Origin of the sequence: Cognatishimia sp. MH4019 (assembly GCF_020177595.1) — a bacterium.
In the GTDB taxonomy this organism is placed as follows: domain Bacteria; phylum Pseudomonadota; class Alphaproteobacteria; order Rhodobacterales; family Rhodobacteraceae; genus JAHTBL01.
In genome coordinates, this window is record NZ_JAHTBL010000008.1 from 1 (window position 1) to 16,902 (window position 16,902).

The window sequence follows — 16,902 nt, forward strand, 5'->3', positions numbered from 1 at the left end:
TCTCGCCGTGGCTCTTACGTGTTCCGGGTTTCTGTCTCATCTCCACTCCTTGGTGGTTACGATGTGCCAGAAACCCTCTCTTATCAAATCAACCTAAACTGTCCCATTGGTGCTGACGTCAGACACTTTGAGGCGCGCCTGCAGCTCCATCGTGTCGAAGGGCTTGGTGATGTAATCCGTCGCACCAGCCAGAAAGGCCCGATCAATATAGGTCTTTTCGGACATGGCCGTGAGCATCAGGATCGGCACATCGCTATAGCGCAGAAGGGCTCGGGTCCGGTAAACCAACTCGATCCCGTCCATGACCGGCATCTGAATATCATAGAGCAGTGTGTCAAAGAGACCTTGGTCGCTTTGTAGTATCTCTATCGCTTCGGCCCCGTTCTGGGCCGTCACAATGTCATCATAGCCGAAGGTCGACAGCGCAACCGTCAAGAGATCAAGAATGATCGGATCGTCATCGACCGCCAAAATCCGCATTATGTGCGCCCCTTCTTCCATCTCTTGATGGTTGCTTTGAAATACTTACTACTCTTCTTAAGGCTGAATTATGACTTTGTCCAAATTATGGTTCCCGTTCGGATTTCTTTTGTCTGGTAAGCGAAGTCCTAACGGTGAGGCGCCAATGCTTATGGGACTGGAAAACCAGAAACCTTTGAAGCCGATCTTAATGCATGAGGCGACTTGGATTGGATGCCGAGGCTCATCGAGGGAAGCGCATCTATTGAGCGATCAAAAGGGTTTATAGACGCCTGATGGACGCAGGCGATAGGTCAATCCGCCAGTCTTCGATCCGAACGACTGCATCAAACCACTTTCGGAGAGCGCTCTTCTAACGTGTTAGCCGAAGGGAAACGTCGCCGAGCATTTCGATCTTTCCACGCACTTTCTGGCCAGCTGGAAAGTAGGGCAGACCGTTCAACGACCCGGTTATGATCATTTGTCCGGGCTGAAGTCCGCCGCAATGCTCGCCGATCCGCTTGGTGAGTTTCGCCAGAATGTTCAGCGCCGATCCTCCGGGCACCATTGTCTCCCCGTCCAGCACGTGCATATCGCCGCAAGTCAGCTGCGCAACCATTGAGCCGAAATCCGATCTGTCCCACGCGGTGGCGCGCGGGCCAACGACAATAGCGGAATTGGCCTGCAGATCAGCGAGCTTCACATAGGGGTCATTGGCCAATGGCCCGGCAATCCGGGTGTCGACGACCTCGATCACGGGGCGGGGCCAGATATGGTGCACCAAGGTCGCCAGATCTGCCCCTTCCGGCAAAGACGACAGGACCTCGAACCCGACCTCAAGCTCGATCCCGGCCTCATCAATGATTGGGACATCGGCGCCACTTTCAAAAATCCGATCTGCGCGGATCGGAGCCATGACGAACGGCTGACCTGCCTTGTCGGCCACTTTGAACGCGCCCACCGGGCCAAACTCCTCCATCACTGCAGCTTGCGCTGCGAAGGCCTCGTCTGAGTTGCCGGGGACCGGGCCGGTTGGCACGAACCGCGTGTTGGTGCGATGCGCCTCACATAACGCCCTGGCAAAGGCGGTTCCCGTAAGCTGCGGTGCAGGATGTGCGAGATCAGTCATGACAGCGCTTTCTTCAAAGCGGCCAGCTTATTGTTGAGATGGCTGCGCAGCAGATCGCTTAACAACGCTCCATCTCGGGCCTTCACGGCTTTGACGATCTCGCGATGTTCTTCAACCGCTTCGGCCCAGCGACTGTCCGAGACATTGGCCAACAGCCGCGCCCGGTCTACCCGCGCTGACAGCATGGCATAGTGCTGCGTCAGCACCTCGTTTCCTGCCGCCGCCATAAGAGCTGCGTGAATATCATGGTTGGCTTTGAAGTATGCAGGTCTGTCGCCGGCGTCATAGTGGCGAAACATATCGTCGTGACGGGCAACGATCTGCGCGATTTGCGCGTCTGTTGCGATCTTGCACGCCAATTCACCGGCCAACCCTTCGAGAACGGCGATCACGGGAAAAGCGTCCTCCAGCTCTTCCATCGTGACTTTGGAAATACGCGCGCCGCGGTTTGACTGCAGAATGACAAGGCCCTCATTGGCCAGCACTTTCAGCGCCTCGCGCAGCGGCGTGCGCGACACACCAAGTGTCTCGCATAATTCGCGCTCGGGCACCTTTGCGCCGGGTTCCAAAGCGCCTTCAACGATGGCCTCACGCAGTCGCGCGACAAGCTCTTCGTGAAGGGAAGGGCGGGTGAGCGGGGTGGACAGGTTCATCTTAGTGGCCTCCCTCTGCCAAGGCGCGTTCAAATACATGGACGACATGGACGGCCGTGCGGTCTGTCCCGTCTGCAATCTGATGGCGACAGGAGGTTCCATCCGCCACAATCAGCGTCTCTTGATCTGCTGCCCGAACCGCTGGAAGCAGATCAGCCTCAGCCATCTTAATCGACACATCTACCGTATCGCGGTTGTAACCGAAAGCCCCGGCCATGCCGCAGCAGCTGGTCTCGACGACCTCGACATCTGCCTCTGGGATCAAGGTTAAAGCCGCTTGCACATCGGGCATCACCTGATGCGCTTTTTGGTGGCAATGGCCATGGAGCAAGACCTTTCGACCCAGCGGTTTGAGGGGCAAGTCAACGGGATGGTTCAAGAGAAACTCCTCTAGAAGCAGGGCGTGTTCTGCCAGTTTTTTGGTGCGGGCATCGGTGATCAGAGCCGGGATTTCGTCGCGCATCGTCAGCAGCGATGAGGGCTCCAACCCGACCACCGGGATACCCTTGTCCAAATGGGGTTGGAGCGCCGTCAACAGCCGCTCCGCCTCTGCGCGCGCCTCATCAACAAGGCCCACCGATAAAAGCGTGCGCCCACAATCCAGAGGGCGGGTGCCATTGACAGGTTTCGCGACCTGCACCTTCAGCTTACCGGCGCGCAGCACCCGGACCGCTGCACGCAGATTTTCAGGTTCGAAATAGCGATTGAACGCGTCTGCGAAAAGGATCACGTCCGGCTCCTTATCCGCGGCTTCGGTATCGCGGAACGGGTTGGCAGCCCATTCCGGCAGATCGCGGGAGGCTGCAAACCCCGTTAGACGCTCGGTCAGTTTGGCCACGCCGGGTAAGCGGTTGCGCAGGTTCATCAGCCATGGAACGCGCGCGGCATAGGGCGCATAGCGTGGCATGTAGCCCACCAGCCGGTCATGCAGGCTCAGCCCGTGCTTGGCCAGCCGCGCCGCCTGTACTTCGGTCTTCATGCGGGCCATGTCCACGCCGGTCGGGCATTCGCGCTTGCAGGCCTTACAGGAGACGCAGAGCTTCATCGTCTCTGCCATCGCCTCCGAGCTGAGCGCGTCAGGCCCCAACTGTCCCGAAATCGCTAGCCGCAAACTGTTCGCCCGTCCACGTGTGACATCGCGCTCATTGCGCGTGACGCGGTAGGACGGGCACATCGCGCCGCCCTTTAACTTACGACACGCGCCATTGTTGTTGCACATCTCGACCGCGCCCTGAAAGCCGCCGCCCGCCCCGGGCCAAGCTGACCAGTCAAAGGCAGTTTTCAGGGGGGCAACATGATAGTCCGCGCCGAACCGAAAGAGGCTGCGGTCATCCATCTTGGGCGGATCCACGATCTTGCCGGGGTTCAACAAACCATCAGGGTCAAACCGATGCTTCACATCGCGGAAAAGGTCGGTGATCTCAGTTCCGTACATCCGCTCATGGAACTCCGACCGCACGATACCGTCGCCATGTTCGCCGGAATGAGAGCCCTTGTATTCGGCAACCAACGTGAAGGCTTCCTCGGCAATGGCGCGCATTTTCTTGACGTCATCTTCATGTTTGAGGTTCAGTACCGGACGGACATGTAGGCAGCCAACCGACGCATGCGCATACCACGTGCCCTGCGTTCCGTGTTTCTCGAACACCTCGGTCAGGCGGGCGGTGTAATCCGCAAGATCGGGCAGCTCGACCGCGCAATCCTCGACGAAAGAGACGGGTTTGCCCTCTTGCTTCATCGACATCATGATATTCAGACCAGACTTGCGCACCTCCGCGATCTGGCCCTGCAGGCGCTGATCAGTGATGGGTTTGACCCCGCCCCAGTTCCGGTCCTCGCCTTTCCACGAAAACCCCAGGTCGCCCATCCGTTCATCAATTTCGCGCAGCTTGACGGCATTGGCAGGGGCAGAGCCTTCATCGAACTCGACCAACAAAAGTGCTGCGGGATCGCCTTCGACAAAGTCCTCAATCGTTCGCCGGAAAAGGGGGATCTGACGCGACAGGCCGATCATCGTATTGTCCACCAGCTCTACCGAGAGCGGATTGAGTGCCACAAGATGCTGGGTCGCGTCCATCGCCTGATAGAAGCTTGGGAAATGGCAGACCGCAAGCACGCGCTCGCCCACCAGTGGCCAGAGATTTAGTTCAATTGCGGTGAAATAGGCCAGCGTTCCTTCAGAGCCGACTAGTAGATGCGACATGTTCACCGCATCCCCATTCGGAACAAGCGCGTCGATGTTATACCCGCCCACCCGGCGGTTCAGCTTTGGAAACCGGTCATCGATCAGCGCGCCATGTGCCTCGCCCAGATGCAACATGTCGGTGACAATTTCTTGCGCGGGGTGGTTGGCAAGCGTGCCTGCCTGAACGGGGCCGAAATGGGCTTGGGTCCCATCGGCCAGGATCGCATCGATCGAGATCACGTTTGATCGCATGGTCCCGTAGCGCAAAGAGCGCCCGCCGCAGGAATTGTTCGCGGCCATTCCGCCAATCGTTGCGCGCGATGCGGTCGAGACATCTACCGGATACCACAGCCCGTATGGCTTCAGCGCGCGGTTTAGCTCGTCCAGCACGACGCCTGGCTGCACCACGGCGCGGCGGTTTTCCGCGTCGATCTCAAGGATGCCGTTGAAGTGCTTTGAATTGTCGAGGATCAGGCCCGAATTTACGGTTTGACCACATTGCGACGTCCCGCCACCGCGCCCGGTCACGCATAATCCCGCCGTCCGTGCGGCCTCCAAAGCGGCGGAGATATCATCTTTGGATCGGGGAATCGCGACGGCAGAGGGCATCATCTGATAGATTGACGCATCGGTCGCATAGCGCCCGCGCGAGAAGGCGTCCTCAAAGATTTCCCCTGAAAAACGGCCCCTTAGGGTATCCAATGGCATCAGCAAGTCCTCGGCGATCTAGGTGGCTTGACACATCTTCATGTCAAATTGTATTCATAATTCAATATTATGCATTCGGCAACAGTATCAACGATTGCGCCAGCTGAATCAATGTGGAGGAGACATCATGACATCGAGACATGCCGGACGGCATTTCCTGCAAATCCCCGGCCCCAGCGCGGTGCCGGATCGCATTTTGCGGGCGATCAGCGCGCAGACGATTGATCACCGCGGCCCGGATTTTGCGGCTGTCGGCAAGACGGCGCTGGACGGCATGAAGACGATCTTCAAGACCGAGGCCGGTCAGGTGATTATCTTCCCGGCATCCGGAACCGGCGCTTGGGAAGCTGCCTTGATCAATACGATGCAAGAGGGCGACCGCGTCTTGATGTATGAGACGGGCCACTTCTCGATGCTGTGGATGAAGATGGCGAAGCGTCTTGGGTTGAACCCTGAGTTTATTGAGGGTGACTGGCGCGGTGGCGCGGACCCTGAGGCGATTGCCAAGCGCCTGCGCGAAGACAAAAATCACGAAATCAAAGCGGTTTGCGTCGTCCACAACGAGACCTCGACGGGCTCGGTCTCTCCGATTGCTGATGTGCGCAGTGCCATCGACGAAACGGACCACCCGGCCTTGTTGATGGTCGATAGCATCTCGGGGCTTGCATCGGTTGATTTCCGCTTTGACGAATGGGGCGTCGATGTGTGCGTGTCCGGCTCTCAAAAGGGTCTGATGCTGCCGCCGGGTATCTCGTTCAACTGCGTCGGTCCGCGAGCGATGGAAGTGTCCAGCAAAGGCGGAATGCGTCGCTCTTATTGGGATTGGCAGGACATGACCGGCCCTAACGAGACCGGCTATTTCCCGTATACGCCCGCCACGAACATGCTCTACGGTCTGAACGAGACTGTCGAGATGCTGCATGAAGAAGGCTTGGACAATGTCTTTGCCCGTCATGCCCGTCACGGTGCTGCGACCCGTGCCGCAGTGCGCGCGTGGGGTCTTGAAGTGCTTTGCGCGCAGCAAGGGCAGGAAAGCGGCGTGTTGACCGCGGTGCTTATGCCAGAAGGTCACAGCGCGGATGCATTCCGGGCGACAGTGCTGAAAAACTTCGATATTTCGCTGGGCAATGGCCTGTCAAAAGTCGCAGATCGCGTCTTCCGCATCGGCCATCTGGGCGATTTCAACGACGCGATGTTGATGGGCACGCTTTCAGGGATCGAGATGGGTCTGGAGAAAGCCGGTGTTCCGCATGAGAAAGGCGGTACCGCCGCCGCGATGGAGGTTCTCAAGGGAGATTACACCCACTCGCTTGCTGCCGAGTGACCCATAAGGAGCGCCCTGTAATGTGTGGCCAAGGGCGCTTCACAAAAGAACGCCGCACGACATCGACAGATTTCTTGGAGGAGAGAACATGTTGTCATTGAAAACAATCCCGACCGCGGTAGCCCTTGCGGCCGCCACCCTGCTATCCGCACCCGCGGCTTTGGCCGAGGATTATCCCTCGCGCACGGTCGAGGTGATCCACGCCTATGGGCCCGGCGGCGGTACTGACCGTTTCGTGCGCGCCGTGGCACAGCCTTTTGAAGAGATTGCCGGCCAGTCGATGGTTCCGATTGCGATCCAAGGCGGTGGCGGCATGCCGGCCTATGCCAACTTCCTGCAGCGCCGGACTGACGGCTACACGATGAAGGCGATCAGCCCCGACCAGATCATCGCGCACGTGCTGGGCCGTCAAGACATGGGTGAGTTTCAGCCGCTCGCACGGGTGCAGTATGACCAAGGCATGATCGTCGTGCCCGCCGACAGCCCGTTCCAGACCATCGATGAGTTCATCGCCCATGCCCGTGAAAACCCCGGCGATCTGACTGTGGGCATCACTGGTGCGGCTGGCTTTGATGACACGGCAATGGGCTTGTGGAACATCGAAACCGGGGCGGAAGTGACGACTGTGCCCTTCGGTTCGTCCGAGATGGTGTCGAACACGCTGGGCGGCCAGGTCGATGCGATGCACGAAGAATTCGGTCCGGCCCGTGGTTTGATCGAATCCGGTGACATGCGCCCGCTGGTCGTTTTTTCGGACGAGCGTTTGCCGGTGCTGCCCGATGTGCCCACCGCGAAAGAGCTGGGCTATGACGTAACGCTTGGCCGCTGGCGTGCCTTCGCGATGCCTGCGGATGCAGATCCCGATCACGTCACAAAGATGTTTGATCTGGTGAGCCAGGCCGTTGCCTCGGACGCTTATCAGGAAGTGCAGGAGCAAGCGGCCCTTCAATACCGTTCGGTCCTGCTTGGCCCTGATGAGTTCGCCGAATTCATCGAGCAAGAGATCGCGACCTATACCGAAGTGCTGACAGCGCTGGGTTTGGTCGAGTAACCTCTGCCCTGATCGCCGCGCGCAATGGGCCTTGCTCCCTGGTCCGCGCGCGGCGGCTCTCTTCTTGCTGACCTTTTTCTAGGATACCCGCTATGGCCCATCGCCTGCTTGATCTGGGGTTCGCCGCCCTGCTGTTCGGCGCGTCGATCTTCCTTTGGTTTGTTGCTGACAGCTTCCCCGAGTCCCGCCGCTTTGCGCAGGCCGACGCCGACTACTGGCCGAAGATCATTTTCGGCATCATGGCATTGATCACGGGCGTGCTGGTGATCCGCTCATTCCTGGAGATGCGCCGCAGCGGAGACGCGATGCAGGGCGCGTTCACCATGTCTGATGACTTCCGCTACACCGCGCTGCGCATCGCAGCGATGGGCGGGTTGATCCTCTTGTATTTCTGGGCCTTCCAGACCACCGGCTTCATTCTGGCCACCTTCGTGTTTCTAGTGCTGGCCAGCTTCGTGATCCCCTATCGCAATATGGGGATGCGGTTCTTGTTCGCTGCCACGTTCACCGTGGCGCTGGTGCTCTTTTTCACACGCGCGTTAGAGCTGCCGCTGCCACGGGGTGTCGGTGTCTTCTACGACCTCAACATCCTCTTCTACTGAAGACAGCAAGGAGACCACATCATGTTGGAAGCCTATGGATCCGCCCTCGCTTACCTTTTCGGTAACCCGTCATCCTTCTTGCTCATCATCTTTTCGGTCATCTGGGGCATCGCGTTTGGCTCGGTCCCCGGGCTGACAGGCATCGTCGGCGTCGCTCTGTTGATCCCCTTCACCTTCGTCTTTGACCCGACCGCCGGGCTGCTGCTGTTGGCAGGTGTCTATGTCGGCTCGACCTTCGGTGGCTCCATTTCGGCGATTTTGTTCAATACGCCCGGTAGTCCGGAGGCGGCCTGCACAGCCCTTGATGGTTATCCGATGGCCAAGAATGGCCAAGCAGGCAAAGCCTTGGGCATCGCGCTGGCGTCGTCGGCCATTGGCGGTATCTTCGGCACGATTGTTTTGATGCTGCTGGCCCCTCCCATGGCGCAGTTTGCCTTGAACTTTGGCCCGCCTGAATATTTCGCGCTTGCCGTGCTGGGCATCACTGCAATCTCCGCCATTGGCGGCGGATCGGTTCTGAAGGGCTTGGTCGCGGGCCTGTTGGGCCTTGGCATCGCAACAGTTGGTTTGGACCCAATCACCGGGACGGAACGCTACACATTCGGCAACCTGTCGCTTCTGACTGGTATAAGCTTCGTGCCGGCGATCATCGGCACATTCGCACTGGCAGAAGTCCTGCAACGCGCGGGCGAGCGCGTGTCGACCAAGGATGTCATCACCGATGTGTCCACCAAGCTGCCAAGCATGAAAGAGTTTCTGGCAACTCGCATCACCCTGCTGCGCTCATCTGTGATCGGCTCGTTCATTGGGGCTTTGCCGGGCGTCGGTGCCACGACCGCAGCCTTCATCAGCTATTCCGAGGCCGTCCGTTGGTCAAAACATCCCGAAAAGTTCGGCACTGGCGTCGCTGAAGGGATTGCCGCCCCGGAGTCGGCTAACAACTCTGCCGTGGGTGGCTCCATGATCCCGCTTCTGGCGCTGGGCATCCCCGGTTCGGCGACGACAGCCGTGATGCTGGGTGGTCTCACGATCCACGGCATTATCCCCGGCCCGCTGCTGATGGAGACGAACACACAACTGGTCTATACCGTCTTCATCGGCATGTTTATCGCCAACATCTTGATGCTGATCTTCGGTATCCGCATGGCGCGCTACTTTGCACTGGTTCTTAAAGCGCCTTATGCGCTGGTCGGTCCGGCTATCGTGGTCTTGTGCATGACAGGTGTCTACGCGCTGAACTCCAACATCGTCGATGTCGGCGTGATGCTGGCCATGGGCGCCTTCGGCTTCCTTTTGCGCAAGCTAAAATACCCCATTGCGTCCTTCGTGATTGGTCTTGTCCTTGGCCCGATTGCCGAGCGGAGCCTGCGCCAGGGTTTGGTCATTGCCGACTATAACTATTGGGAATTCGCTGCGCGCCCGATCACGGCTATTCTGCTATTGGGCAGTATCGCGTCTCTGGCCTATGGATTTTACGGTCAGTGGAAGCGCCATCAGCAAGATCGGCAGAGCCAGGTCGCAGCCAAACATGCAGGCTAGGTGAGGATCTGACGAACTCTTTTGGTTTTCAGTTAGAGGAAAAGAAACCTCATATCACGGGGCTTTCAAACACCTATGCCGGAGAAGTCCTAAGAGGTGGCGTCCCGGCATATTTTCTCGGCCCAATCCGCAAAGACCCGCACGGTTGGCACGAGGCTTGGTCGGTCTGGGGCGACGAGGGCGACGGGCATAGGTGCTGCGGGATGGTGAGGCAAAACCTCGACCAGTTTTCCCGCCGCAAGCAGCGCGGAGACATCATAGGCGGGCACTTGGATCAAACCTAAACCGGCAAGGGCCGCAGCGATGTAAAGCTCGGCATTGCTCACGCGAAGTGAGCAGGGCAGGCGCATCTCATGGGCGCGGGCGTCCTCAACATACTCCCAGCCGGAATCGCGCTTGTCGCGAGGGGAGACATACCCGATCGAGCGATGCTGATGCAGATCGTCCAATGTCTGTGGGATGCCGTATTTGGCCAGATAGGCAGGGCTGGCGCAATTCACGATATCCAGCGACCCAATGTTGCGCGTCACGAGGCCAGAGGCTTTCTGCGTGCCCACCCGCACCACACAATCAAAACCTTCGCTGATCAGATCAACGGGGCGGTCTGTTACGGCAAGGTCTAGCTCGATATCAGGATACTGCGCGAAAAACTCTGGCAAGCGCGGGGCGAATAGAAGCCGCCCCATGCGCGATGGCACGTTAACCCTGAGTATGCCCCCAGGGCGCTCCGAGGACCGTGCGAACATACCCGCGATCGCGTCCGCCTCAGAGATCAGCTGGGTACTGCGCTCTAGAAATGCTGCACCGTCTGGCGTCAGGGTGACGCTGCGCGTGGTTCGTTGGACCAGCCTTGTGCCAAGCTGCTTTTCCAACCGCGCGATGACGCGCGCGACAGACGCACGGCCGATACCAAGCGCGGCCGCTGTCACTGTAAAACTCAGTGTCTCGGCAAGCCGGACGAAGACGCGCAGATCAGAGATGCGATCCATATCTATTTGCTCATTTTGCGATCAAGTGTTGTTCGCAAAATGACCCGAAACGATCTGGTTGCGCCAGTCTTTTCCGCGTTATGAAGAAATCCGCCGGAACACGGGAGTATGTATCATGGCCACTCTGCTTGACAGGCTCGCCCCCACCGCCTGTTTGCGGACGCGGGATGACGGGCCGCATTTGAAAGTGACCACAGTCGAATTGTTCTTCGACCTTGTCTATGTTTTCACGATTATCCAGTTGTCTCACCATCTTCTGGAGCACCAGACTTGGATGGGCGCGCTGGAAACTGCAACGCTTTTTGCTGCGGTCTGGTGGGCGTGGAACTACACTGCGTGGTCGGCCAACTGGATTGATCCGGACAGAACTGCGGGACGTAACCTGATGTTGGTACTGATGGCCTGCGCGCTCATGATGGCGGTTGCGATCCATTATGCGTTTGGCTACCGGGCATGGTTGTTCGTGCTGGGTTATGTGTCGATGGCATTAATCCGGGCATTCTACATGTCCGCCGTGATGCGCGGCACGCAGATGGGTCAAAACTACTTTCAACTTGGGATGTGGAGCGTTCTTTCCGGCGTTTTCTGGGTCGCTGGCGCCCTTGTCGAAAGCATGCGCCTGCAGCTTTGGATCATTGCGGTTTTGATCGACTATGCGGGTCCCTATGCGGGGTTTTGGGTGCTGGGCAAAGGCCGTACGCCGATGGAAACCTGGACGCTGAAGGGTCTGCACCTTCTGGAGCGTAACCAACTGATTTTCATCATTGCGCTGGGTGAGAGCATTCTACTGTTGGGTGGCACTATGGTGCGCGCCGATCTGAACGGCCCGCTCTTTCTGACAGCCTCTATCGGCTTCATGTTGATCGTCTCAATGTGGTGGCTTTATTTCGTACATACTGGCGAGCAAAGTGAATATGCGTTTGAGACCGAGGCTGAGCAAACCCGTCTGGCCCGTGCCGGATTGGCTTACGCGCATGGGATCATGGTGGGTGGTGCCATCGTTGTTGCCGTCGCGATTGAAGAGATCATCGCCCATCCGACCGATCCTGCAAATCTACCCGCGATTATAATCGCCGTGGCAGGGCCGTTGATCTTTCTGACGGGCAATGCGCTTTTCCGGAGAACCTTGGGGCAGCACGTGCCGATCAGCTATCTTGTGCCTTTTGCTGTACTTCCGCTGATTGGCTACGCTGTGTATGCCGCTCACCCCTCCGGTATTGTTCTTGGTTTGGGGATGTTGGTCGTCATGCTGCCGACTGCGCTTATAAACCCGTCCCGCGCAGCAACATGACCGAGCAACATCCATTCCCCAGAACCTCGGAGGTCACCAAGACAGGTGGCCTTCTTGCGGCGATCTTGCTGCACAATCTCGTCTACCCAATGTCGACCTGGGGCGGGATCGCGCCAGCTGCATTCTATGTGCTTTATGCAAGCATGTTCGTGATTGCCGCATGGCTTTTGACGGGGGATGCGCGTTTGCGCATGGCTGCCACAATCAGCGGGCTAGCCGTTTTCGCAGCAGGGCTCGCAAATTCCTATATGCCGTCCTCCGGTACAGCGCTTGCAGTCTATGTGACTTCAATCGTCTACCACGCCATCGCGCTGATTGTTCTGACACGCTACACCTTCACATCGCGACAGGTTTTCACTGAAGTCGTGCTGGCCGCCACCTGCCTTTATCTGGTGCTGGGCTCGGCATTCGCTGCGATCTATGGGCTAATTTTCTGGGTGGATTCGGCTGCGTTCACCTCTGCAACTGGCGGGGCGGTGGGTTGGCAGCAATTGCTGTATTACAGCTACGTCACACTTACGACGCTGGGTTATGGCGATGTGCTGCCCGTGGGCCATGTGGCCCAATCGGTTGCAGCGTTTCAGGCCATTGTCGGCACGCTCTACACCGTTCTTCTATTGTCGCGCCTTGTCGGCATGCACAGCTCTGCGCGCGCATGAGTGCCCTCGCAATTGAAAGGATACCTTAATGATCCGGACCGCTGATGTCCTGACACGTCGTCATCTGTTGCAAGCCGCCACGGCGCTCGTTTGCGCCCCTGCATTTGGATGGGCTGAGGATGCCGCCACGCCCGAGGCGCTTGTCGCTGAATTGGTTGCTGCGATGGCCGAGAATGACGGCGCGCGGATGGAGCCGCTGTTTGCCCAAAACGCTTCTCAAGCCTATGGCTCTGGCCGGGTCCGGTCGGGCGACGCCTTCCGGTCGTGGTTGCAATCGGACATCATCAACGCAAACGGTCGGGTCGAAAATGCCGCACTGGCCGTCGACGGTAACACGGTCGTGGTGACCGGGCGCTACCGCAACGCCAACGGCTATTCCAGCGATGCTGACTTCCTGTTCACGGTTGAAGGCAACCAGATCACCAACTGGATCGTGCGCTAGCCGCGTCACTGGTCGGAGGGTCTGATGCACACGCTTATGGTCGTTGCCGCAGGAGTGCTGCTTCTGGCAGTCTTTTGCCTTACTGGGTGGGCTTTGTCTGGGGTCGGGGTGGCCCGGGCGGTGCGTCTCTTTATCCCTGTGTGGCTGATCGCGTTGTTGGTCAATATGACCATCGGCGTGGTCTCAGCGGGGTATACCATCGCGCAGGAGGCGCCGATCCTTTTGGTCGTGTTCGGTGTGCCGGCCATTGTCGCGTGGTTGGTGGCAAAACGCGTCGGGTCCTAGCCCGCGCGCCGCCACTCGCTGGGCATCTTTGGCGTCAGATCCAGCAATGTCTGCGTGTAAGGCGCTTTAGGAGTGGTAAAGAGTGTCTCTGACGCGCCGGTTTCCTCTATCTTGCCATTGCGCAGAACGATCATGTCGTCGGCCATCTGACGCGCCACCGACATGTTATGCGTGATGAAGAGGATCGTCAGGCCGAACGTTGCCTGAAGGTCCTTCAAAAGGTTCAACACCTGCGCCTGGATCGACACATCAAGCGCCGAGGTCGGCTCGTCACAGATCAGGAACTTCGGCCGTGCAAGGATGGCGCGCGCAACCGCGATCCGTTGGCGCTGCCCGCCTGAGAACTGATGCGGGTATTTGTCGATGACATCGGCGGGCATCCCGACAAGGTCCAGCATAGAGATCGCGAGCGCGCGGCGTTCGTCGGCGTCGGTAACCAGTCCGTAAAGCCAGAGCGGTTCCGACAGGATTGCGCCGATCTTGTGACGGGAGTTGAGGCTGGAATAGGGGTCTTGGAACACCATTTGCATGAGGCGCCGTGACGGATGATGACGGCTGCGTTGCTTTGCGGGGGGCAGGGGCGCATCGCCTAACGTCATGGTCCCGTCAGATGGATTGAGAAGACCAGTCAAGACCTTGGCCAGTGTCGATTTTCCCGAGCCGCTTTCCCCGACCAAACCCATGATCGTTCCGGGACGGACGGCAAAGCTGACGTCATCAAGGGCTGTGAAATGGTCGGGCTTTTGCCATAGCGACGTGCGCGTGCCGCGAAAGCGCATCGTCAGGTTCTTGACGGTAAGCCCTGTGGCTGGCGTCTGCTCGCCATCCAGTAGCCACTTCTGGGCATCGGCCCCTTTCGCCGTGGTTTGTGCCGCAATGTCGTTTTCAACAGGCAACCGGAAGCGCGCGATCTTACGGTCCAGCGGCGGCACCGCATCCATCAGCGCGACCGTATAGGGATGCGTCGGCGCGCCCAGCACTTGCTCTGTTTCGCCGCTTTCCATCACCTTGCCGTTGCGCATGACCGTCACGCGGTCTGCGATTTGCGCGATCACGCCGATGTCGTGGGTAATCAGCAGGAACGCGATATTGCGCCGGTCTGCCAATTCACGCAGCAGGTCGAGGACTTGTTGCTGCACGGCGACATCCAGCGCCGTGGTTGGCTCATCCGCGATAATCAGCTCCGGGTCGGTGCACAGTGCCAAAGCGATCACGACCCGCTGGCGCATCCCCCCGGAAAACTGATGCGGGTAGGATTTGATGCGCTCTGCGGCGTTCTTGATCCCGATCTCCTCGAGCAGATCAACGGCGCGTTTATGGGCTTCACTATGGCTGACATCGGAATGGGTCTGGATCGTTTCAATCAACTGATCCTCGACCGTCATCAGCGGGTTAAGGCTGGTTTGCGGATCTTGGAAGATCATCGAGATGCGGTCGCCCCGGACGGCATGCGCTTGCTCAGCTGTCAGCGCGCGCAGATCGGTGTCATCCAGCGTGATCTCTCCATTTGCGATATAGCCCGGCGTTGAGATTAGCCCGATCACAGCCGCGCCCACAGTGGATTTCCCAGCACCGCTTTCCCCCACAAGCCCGTGGATTTCACCGGGCTTGATCGTCAGATCGACGTCCTCAATCGCTGTCACGTCCCCAAAGCGGGACGGGAACTTCACCGCAAGATCCTTGATCGTCAGCATCAGCGAAGCCTCGGATTGAAGACGTCGCGCAGGAAGTCCCCAAGCACATTGATAGAGACGACAAGCGCGACCAGAAACAGCGTCGGGATCCACAGGATCCACCACTCGCCGGACAGCAGGAATTGCATGCCGATGCGGATCAACGTGCCCAGTGATGGGCTATCAGCGGGCAGGCCGATGCCAAGGAAGGACAGCGTTGCCTCCAGCAGAATTGCCGAGGCCAGATCGACGGTCATGATGACCAGCAAAGGCCCAAGGATGTTGGGGAAGATATGCACGAACATGATGCGGATTGGGCGCTGCCCCATCATGATCGCGGCCTGCACATAGTCCTTGTTCATCTGCACGAGGGTCGAGGCGCGGGCAGTGCGGGCAAAGTTCACCCAAAGCGAGAGCGCGATGGCGAGGGTGAGAACCCAGACGCGCAGTTCTTGCTGGATATCGGCGGGCAGAAGTCCGCGCGCAATGCCGTCGATCAGCAACGCCGTCAGGATAGCGGGAAGCGCCAGTTGCACATCGGCGATGCGCATGACGATCGCATCAAAGCGCCCGCCATAGTAGCCCGCTGCGAGGCCAAGCGACACGCCCAGCACTGTGGCAATCGCCATCGCCGCCAGCCCGATAAACAGCGACAGCCGCGCGCCATAAAGGATCGACGAAATCATATCGCGCCCCTGATCGTCAGTCCCCAGCAGGTATTTCGGGTTCCCGCCGTCTTCCCAGACAGGTGGCAGAAGGCCGTCAAACAGGCTGAACGAACTAAGGTCATAGGGGTCCACCAGCGCGATCCATGGGGCGAAGGCTGCGCCAAGGATGATCGCGATGGCGACGATGGCAGCGATCATCGCGGCGGGCGAATGCAAAAAGAGCCAGAGCGCCTCGTTACGTTTGAGAAGCGCAATCATGCGGCATCCTTCACGCGCAGGCGCGGGTCGATTGCGACGTAAAGCATGTCGACAATCAGGTTCACCAGCACAAAGAAAAACGCGATCACCACGAGGTAGACACCCATCACGGGGATGTCGACGAAGCGGATCGACTCAAGAAACAAAAGCCCCATTCCGGGCCATTGAAAGACGCTTTCCGTCACGATGGAAAACGCGATGACCCCGCCGAATTGCAGGCCGATGATCGTGATGACAGGCACCATCGTGTTGGCCAGCGCGTGTTTTAAATAGAGCCTGCGCATTGGCACGCCGCGCGCGGTGGCGAAACGGATGTAGTCAGAGCGCATGACCTCCATCATCTCGGCCCGCACGAGGCGCATGGTCAGCGTCAGTTGGTAAACGCCCAGCGTAATCGCAGGCAGGATCAGCGCGCGCCAGCCGTCCACGGTGAAGAAAGAGCTTTCCCAGCCACCGATTTGCACTGTGCCGCCGCGCCCGAATGTGGGCAGCCAGCCCAGTTGCACGCCGAAAAGGAAAATCAGCATGATCCCGATGACAAAGGTCGGGACCGAGATACCGATCAGCGTCGTCATCAGGATTGTCTGACTGACCACGCCCCTTGGCCTGAGCGCAGTGTAAACACCTGCCGGGATGCCAACGACAAGCGAGATAAGCAGGGCGACAATGCCAAGCTCCAGCGTGGCGGGAATACGATCTGCGATCATCTCGGCCACAGGCTGTCGGGTGCGATAAGAGAACCCGAAATCGCCTTGCAGCATGTCGCCTGTAAAGCGAACGAACTGCGTGATGAAGGGATCGTTCAGACCCAGCTCTTCGCGCAGACGTTCCTGATCCGCGACCGACGTCTCGACGCCCGTCATTTGCGTGATCGGATCGCCCACAAACCGGAAGAGTGAAAACGCCAGAAAGGCGACGGCAAGCATCACAAAGACCGACTGGATCAGCCGTTTGATAATGAAATATACCATCGCCTTTTGGTCTTTA

General features: G+C 58.6%; 16 protein-coding genes. 8 read left to right on the plus strand and 8 right to left on the minus strand.

The window, feature by feature from the left end; genetic code table 11:
- Positions 1-93: 93 nt before the first annotated feature.
- From KUW67_RS13785 to KUW67_RS13800, 4 genes are all read right to left on the minus strand, one after another.
- Positions 94-480: a PleD family two-component system response regulator gene (locus KUW67_RS13785; protein ID WP_224825905.1), complete on the minus strand. Its 387-nt coding sequence runs from the start codon at positions 478-480 to the stop codon at positions 94-96.
- Positions 481-832: 352 nt separating this feature from the next.
- Positions 833-1,588: a hydratase gene (locus KUW67_RS13790; protein ID WP_224825906.1), complete on the minus strand. Its 756-nt coding sequence runs from the start codon at positions 1,586-1,588 to the stop codon at positions 833-835.
- On the minus strand, positions 1,585-2,241 hold the full coding sequence (locus tag KUW67_RS13795; protein WP_224825907.1) for a GntR family transcriptional regulator: 657 nt from the start codon (positions 2,239-2,241) through the stop codon (positions 1,585-1,587). Before KUW67_RS13795 ends, KUW67_RS13790 begins: the two co-directional genes overlap by 4 nt.
- Before the next feature lies 1 nt (position 2,242).
- On the minus strand, positions 2,243-5,134 hold the full coding sequence (locus KUW67_RS13800) for an FAD-binding and (Fe-S)-binding domain-containing protein (protein WP_224825908.1): 2,892 nt from the start codon (positions 5,132-5,134) through the stop codon (positions 2,243-2,245).
- A 127-nt stretch (positions 5,135-5,261) separates the two neighbouring features.
- Here KUW67_RS13800 and KUW67_RS13805 point away from each other — a divergent pair, with 127 nt between their 5' ends.
- The 4 genes from KUW67_RS13805 to KUW67_RS13820 all read left to right on the plus strand — a co-directional run bounded on the left by KUW67_RS13805 (position 5,262) and on the right by KUW67_RS13820 (position 9,650).
- Positions 5,262-6,458, plus strand: a complete 1,197-nt coding sequence (locus KUW67_RS13805; protein WP_224825909.1) for an alanine--glyoxylate aminotransferase family protein — start codon at positions 5,262-5,264, stop codon at positions 6,456-6,458.
- 88 nt (positions 6,459-6,546) lie between these two features.
- Positions 6,547-7,509 (plus strand): tripartite tricarboxylate transporter substrate binding protein, encoded by a 963-nt coding sequence (locus KUW67_RS13810; RefSeq protein WP_224825910.1) that lies wholly within the window; start codon positions 6,547-6,549, stop codon positions 7,507-7,509.
- A gap of 92 nt (positions 7,510-7,601) precedes the next feature.
- A complete protein-coding gene (locus tag KUW67_RS13815) occupies positions 7,602-8,111 on the plus strand; it encodes a tripartite tricarboxylate transporter TctB family protein (protein ID WP_224825911.1) in 510 nt (169 codons plus the stop codon).
- Between the two features lie 21 nt (positions 8,112-8,132).
- Positions 8,133-9,650, plus strand: a complete 1,518-nt coding sequence (locus KUW67_RS13820; protein WP_224825912.1) for a tripartite tricarboxylate transporter permease — start codon at positions 8,133-8,135, stop codon at positions 9,648-9,650.
- An 89-nt stretch (positions 9,651-9,739) separates the two neighbouring features.
- Here KUW67_RS13820 and KUW67_RS13825 read toward each other — a convergent pair whose 3' ends face one another.
- Positions 9,740-10,639 (minus strand): LysR family transcriptional regulator, encoded by a 900-nt coding sequence (locus KUW67_RS13825; protein WP_224825913.1) that lies wholly within the window; start codon positions 10,637-10,639, stop codon positions 9,740-9,742.
- Positions 10,640-10,754: 115 nt separating this feature from the next.
- Between KUW67_RS13825 and KUW67_RS13830 the strand changes: the two genes are divergently transcribed.
- From KUW67_RS13830 to KUW67_RS13845, 4 genes are read left to right on the plus strand one after another with little or no spacing between them, the layout of a single operon-like run.
- Complete coding sequence (locus tag KUW67_RS13830; protein WP_224825914.1) at positions 10,755-11,930, plus strand: low temperature requirement protein A; 1,176 nt, start codon at positions 10,755-10,757, stop codon at positions 11,928-11,930.
- Positions 11,927-12,589 (plus strand): potassium channel family protein, encoded by a 663-nt coding sequence (locus tag KUW67_RS13835; protein ID WP_224825915.1) that lies wholly within the window; start codon positions 11,927-11,929, stop codon positions 12,587-12,589. The genes KUW67_RS13830 and KUW67_RS13835 overlap by 4 nt, the downstream gene beginning before the upstream one ends.
- 28 nt (positions 12,590-12,617) lie before the next feature.
- Entirely contained in the window at positions 12,618-13,031 is a 414-nt protein-coding gene (locus KUW67_RS13840) for a nuclear transport factor 2 family protein (RefSeq protein ID WP_224825916.1), read from the plus strand.
- Between the two features lie 24 nt (positions 13,032-13,055).
- Complete coding sequence (locus KUW67_RS13845) at positions 13,056-13,316, plus strand: hypothetical protein (protein WP_224825917.1); 261 nt, start codon at positions 13,056-13,058, stop codon at positions 13,314-13,316.
- Here the strand turns inward: KUW67_RS13845 and KUW67_RS13850 are convergent.
- The 3 genes from KUW67_RS13850 to KUW67_RS13860 are packed head-to-tail and all read right to left on the minus strand — an operon-like array spanning position 13,313 to position 16,886.
- The gene (locus KUW67_RS13850) at positions 13,313-15,010 is read right to left on the minus strand and encodes an ABC transporter ATP-binding protein (protein ID WP_224825918.1); all 1,698 of its coding nucleotides are present in this window, start codon (positions 15,008-15,010) and stop codon (positions 13,313-13,315) included. The genes KUW67_RS13845 and KUW67_RS13850 overlap by 4 nt on opposite strands.
- The gene (locus KUW67_RS13855; protein WP_224825919.1) at positions 15,010-15,915 is read right to left on the minus strand and encodes an ABC transporter permease; all 906 of its coding nucleotides are present in this window, start codon (positions 15,913-15,915) and stop codon (positions 15,010-15,012) included. Before KUW67_RS13855 ends, KUW67_RS13850 begins: the two co-directional genes overlap by 1 nt.
- Positions 15,912-16,886, minus strand: coding sequence for an ABC transporter permease (locus tag KUW67_RS13860; RefSeq protein WP_224825920.1), 975 nt, complete (start codon positions 16,884-16,886; stop codon positions 15,912-15,914). Before KUW67_RS13860 ends, KUW67_RS13855 begins: the two co-directional genes overlap by 4 nt.
- Between the last annotated feature and the right edge of the window lie 16 nt (positions 16,887-16,902).

Excerpts from the sequence above, each read along its gene's own strand:
- KUW67_RS13785 (WP_224825905.1), bottom strand. The coding sequence starts at position 480 with ATGCGGATTTTGGCGGTCGATGACGATCCGATCATTCTTGATCTCTTG.
- KUW67_RS13790 (WP_224825906.1), bottom strand. The coding sequence starts at position 1,588 with ATGACTGATCTCGCACATCCTGCACCGCAGCTTACGGGAACCGCCTTT.
- KUW67_RS13795 (WP_224825907.1), bottom strand. The coding sequence starts at position 2,241 with ATGAACCTGTCCACCCCGCTCACCCGCCCTTCCCTTCACGAAGAGCTT.
- KUW67_RS13800 (WP_224825908.1), bottom strand. The coding sequence starts at position 5,134 with ATGCCATTGGATACCCTAAGGGGCCGTTTTTCAGGGGAAATCTTTGAG.
- KUW67_RS13805 (WP_224825909.1), top strand. The coding sequence starts at position 5,262 with ATGACATCGAGACATGCCGGACGGCATTTCCTGCAAATCCCCGGCCCC.
- KUW67_RS13810 (WP_224825910.1), top strand. The coding sequence starts at position 6,547 with ATGTTGTCATTGAAAACAATCCCGACCGCGGTAGCCCTTGCGGCCGCC.
- KUW67_RS13815 (WP_224825911.1), top strand. The coding sequence starts at position 7,602 with ATGGCCCATCGCCTGCTTGATCTGGGGTTCGCCGCCCTGCTGTTCGGC.
- KUW67_RS13820 (WP_224825912.1), top strand. The coding sequence starts at position 8,133 with ATGTTGGAAGCCTATGGATCCGCCCTCGCTTACCTTTTCGGTAACCCG.
- KUW67_RS13825 (WP_224825913.1), bottom strand. The coding sequence starts at position 10,639 with ATGGATCGCATCTCTGATCTGCGCGTCTTCGTCCGGCTTGCCGAGACA.
- KUW67_RS13830 (WP_224825914.1), top strand. The coding sequence starts at position 10,755 with ATGGCCACTCTGCTTGACAGGCTCGCCCCCACCGCCTGTTTGCGGACG.
- KUW67_RS13835 (WP_224825915.1), top strand. The coding sequence starts at position 11,927 with ATGACCGAGCAACATCCATTCCCCAGAACCTCGGAGGTCACCAAGACA.
- KUW67_RS13840 (WP_224825916.1), top strand. The coding sequence starts at position 12,618 with ATGATCCGGACCGCTGATGTCCTGACACGTCGTCATCTGTTGCAAGCC.
- KUW67_RS13845 (WP_224825917.1), top strand. The coding sequence starts at position 13,056 with ATGCACACGCTTATGGTCGTTGCCGCAGGAGTGCTGCTTCTGGCAGTC.
- KUW67_RS13850 (WP_224825918.1), bottom strand. The coding sequence starts at position 15,010 with ATGCTGACGATCAAGGATCTTGCGGTGAAGTTCCCGTCCCGCTTTGGG.
- KUW67_RS13855 (WP_224825919.1), bottom strand. The coding sequence starts at position 15,915 with ATGATTGCGCTTCTCAAACGTAACGAGGCGCTCTGGCTCTTTTTGCAT.
- KUW67_RS13860 (WP_224825920.1), bottom strand. The coding sequence starts at position 16,886 with ATGGTATATTTCATTATCAAACGGCTGATCCAGTCGGTCTTTGTGATG.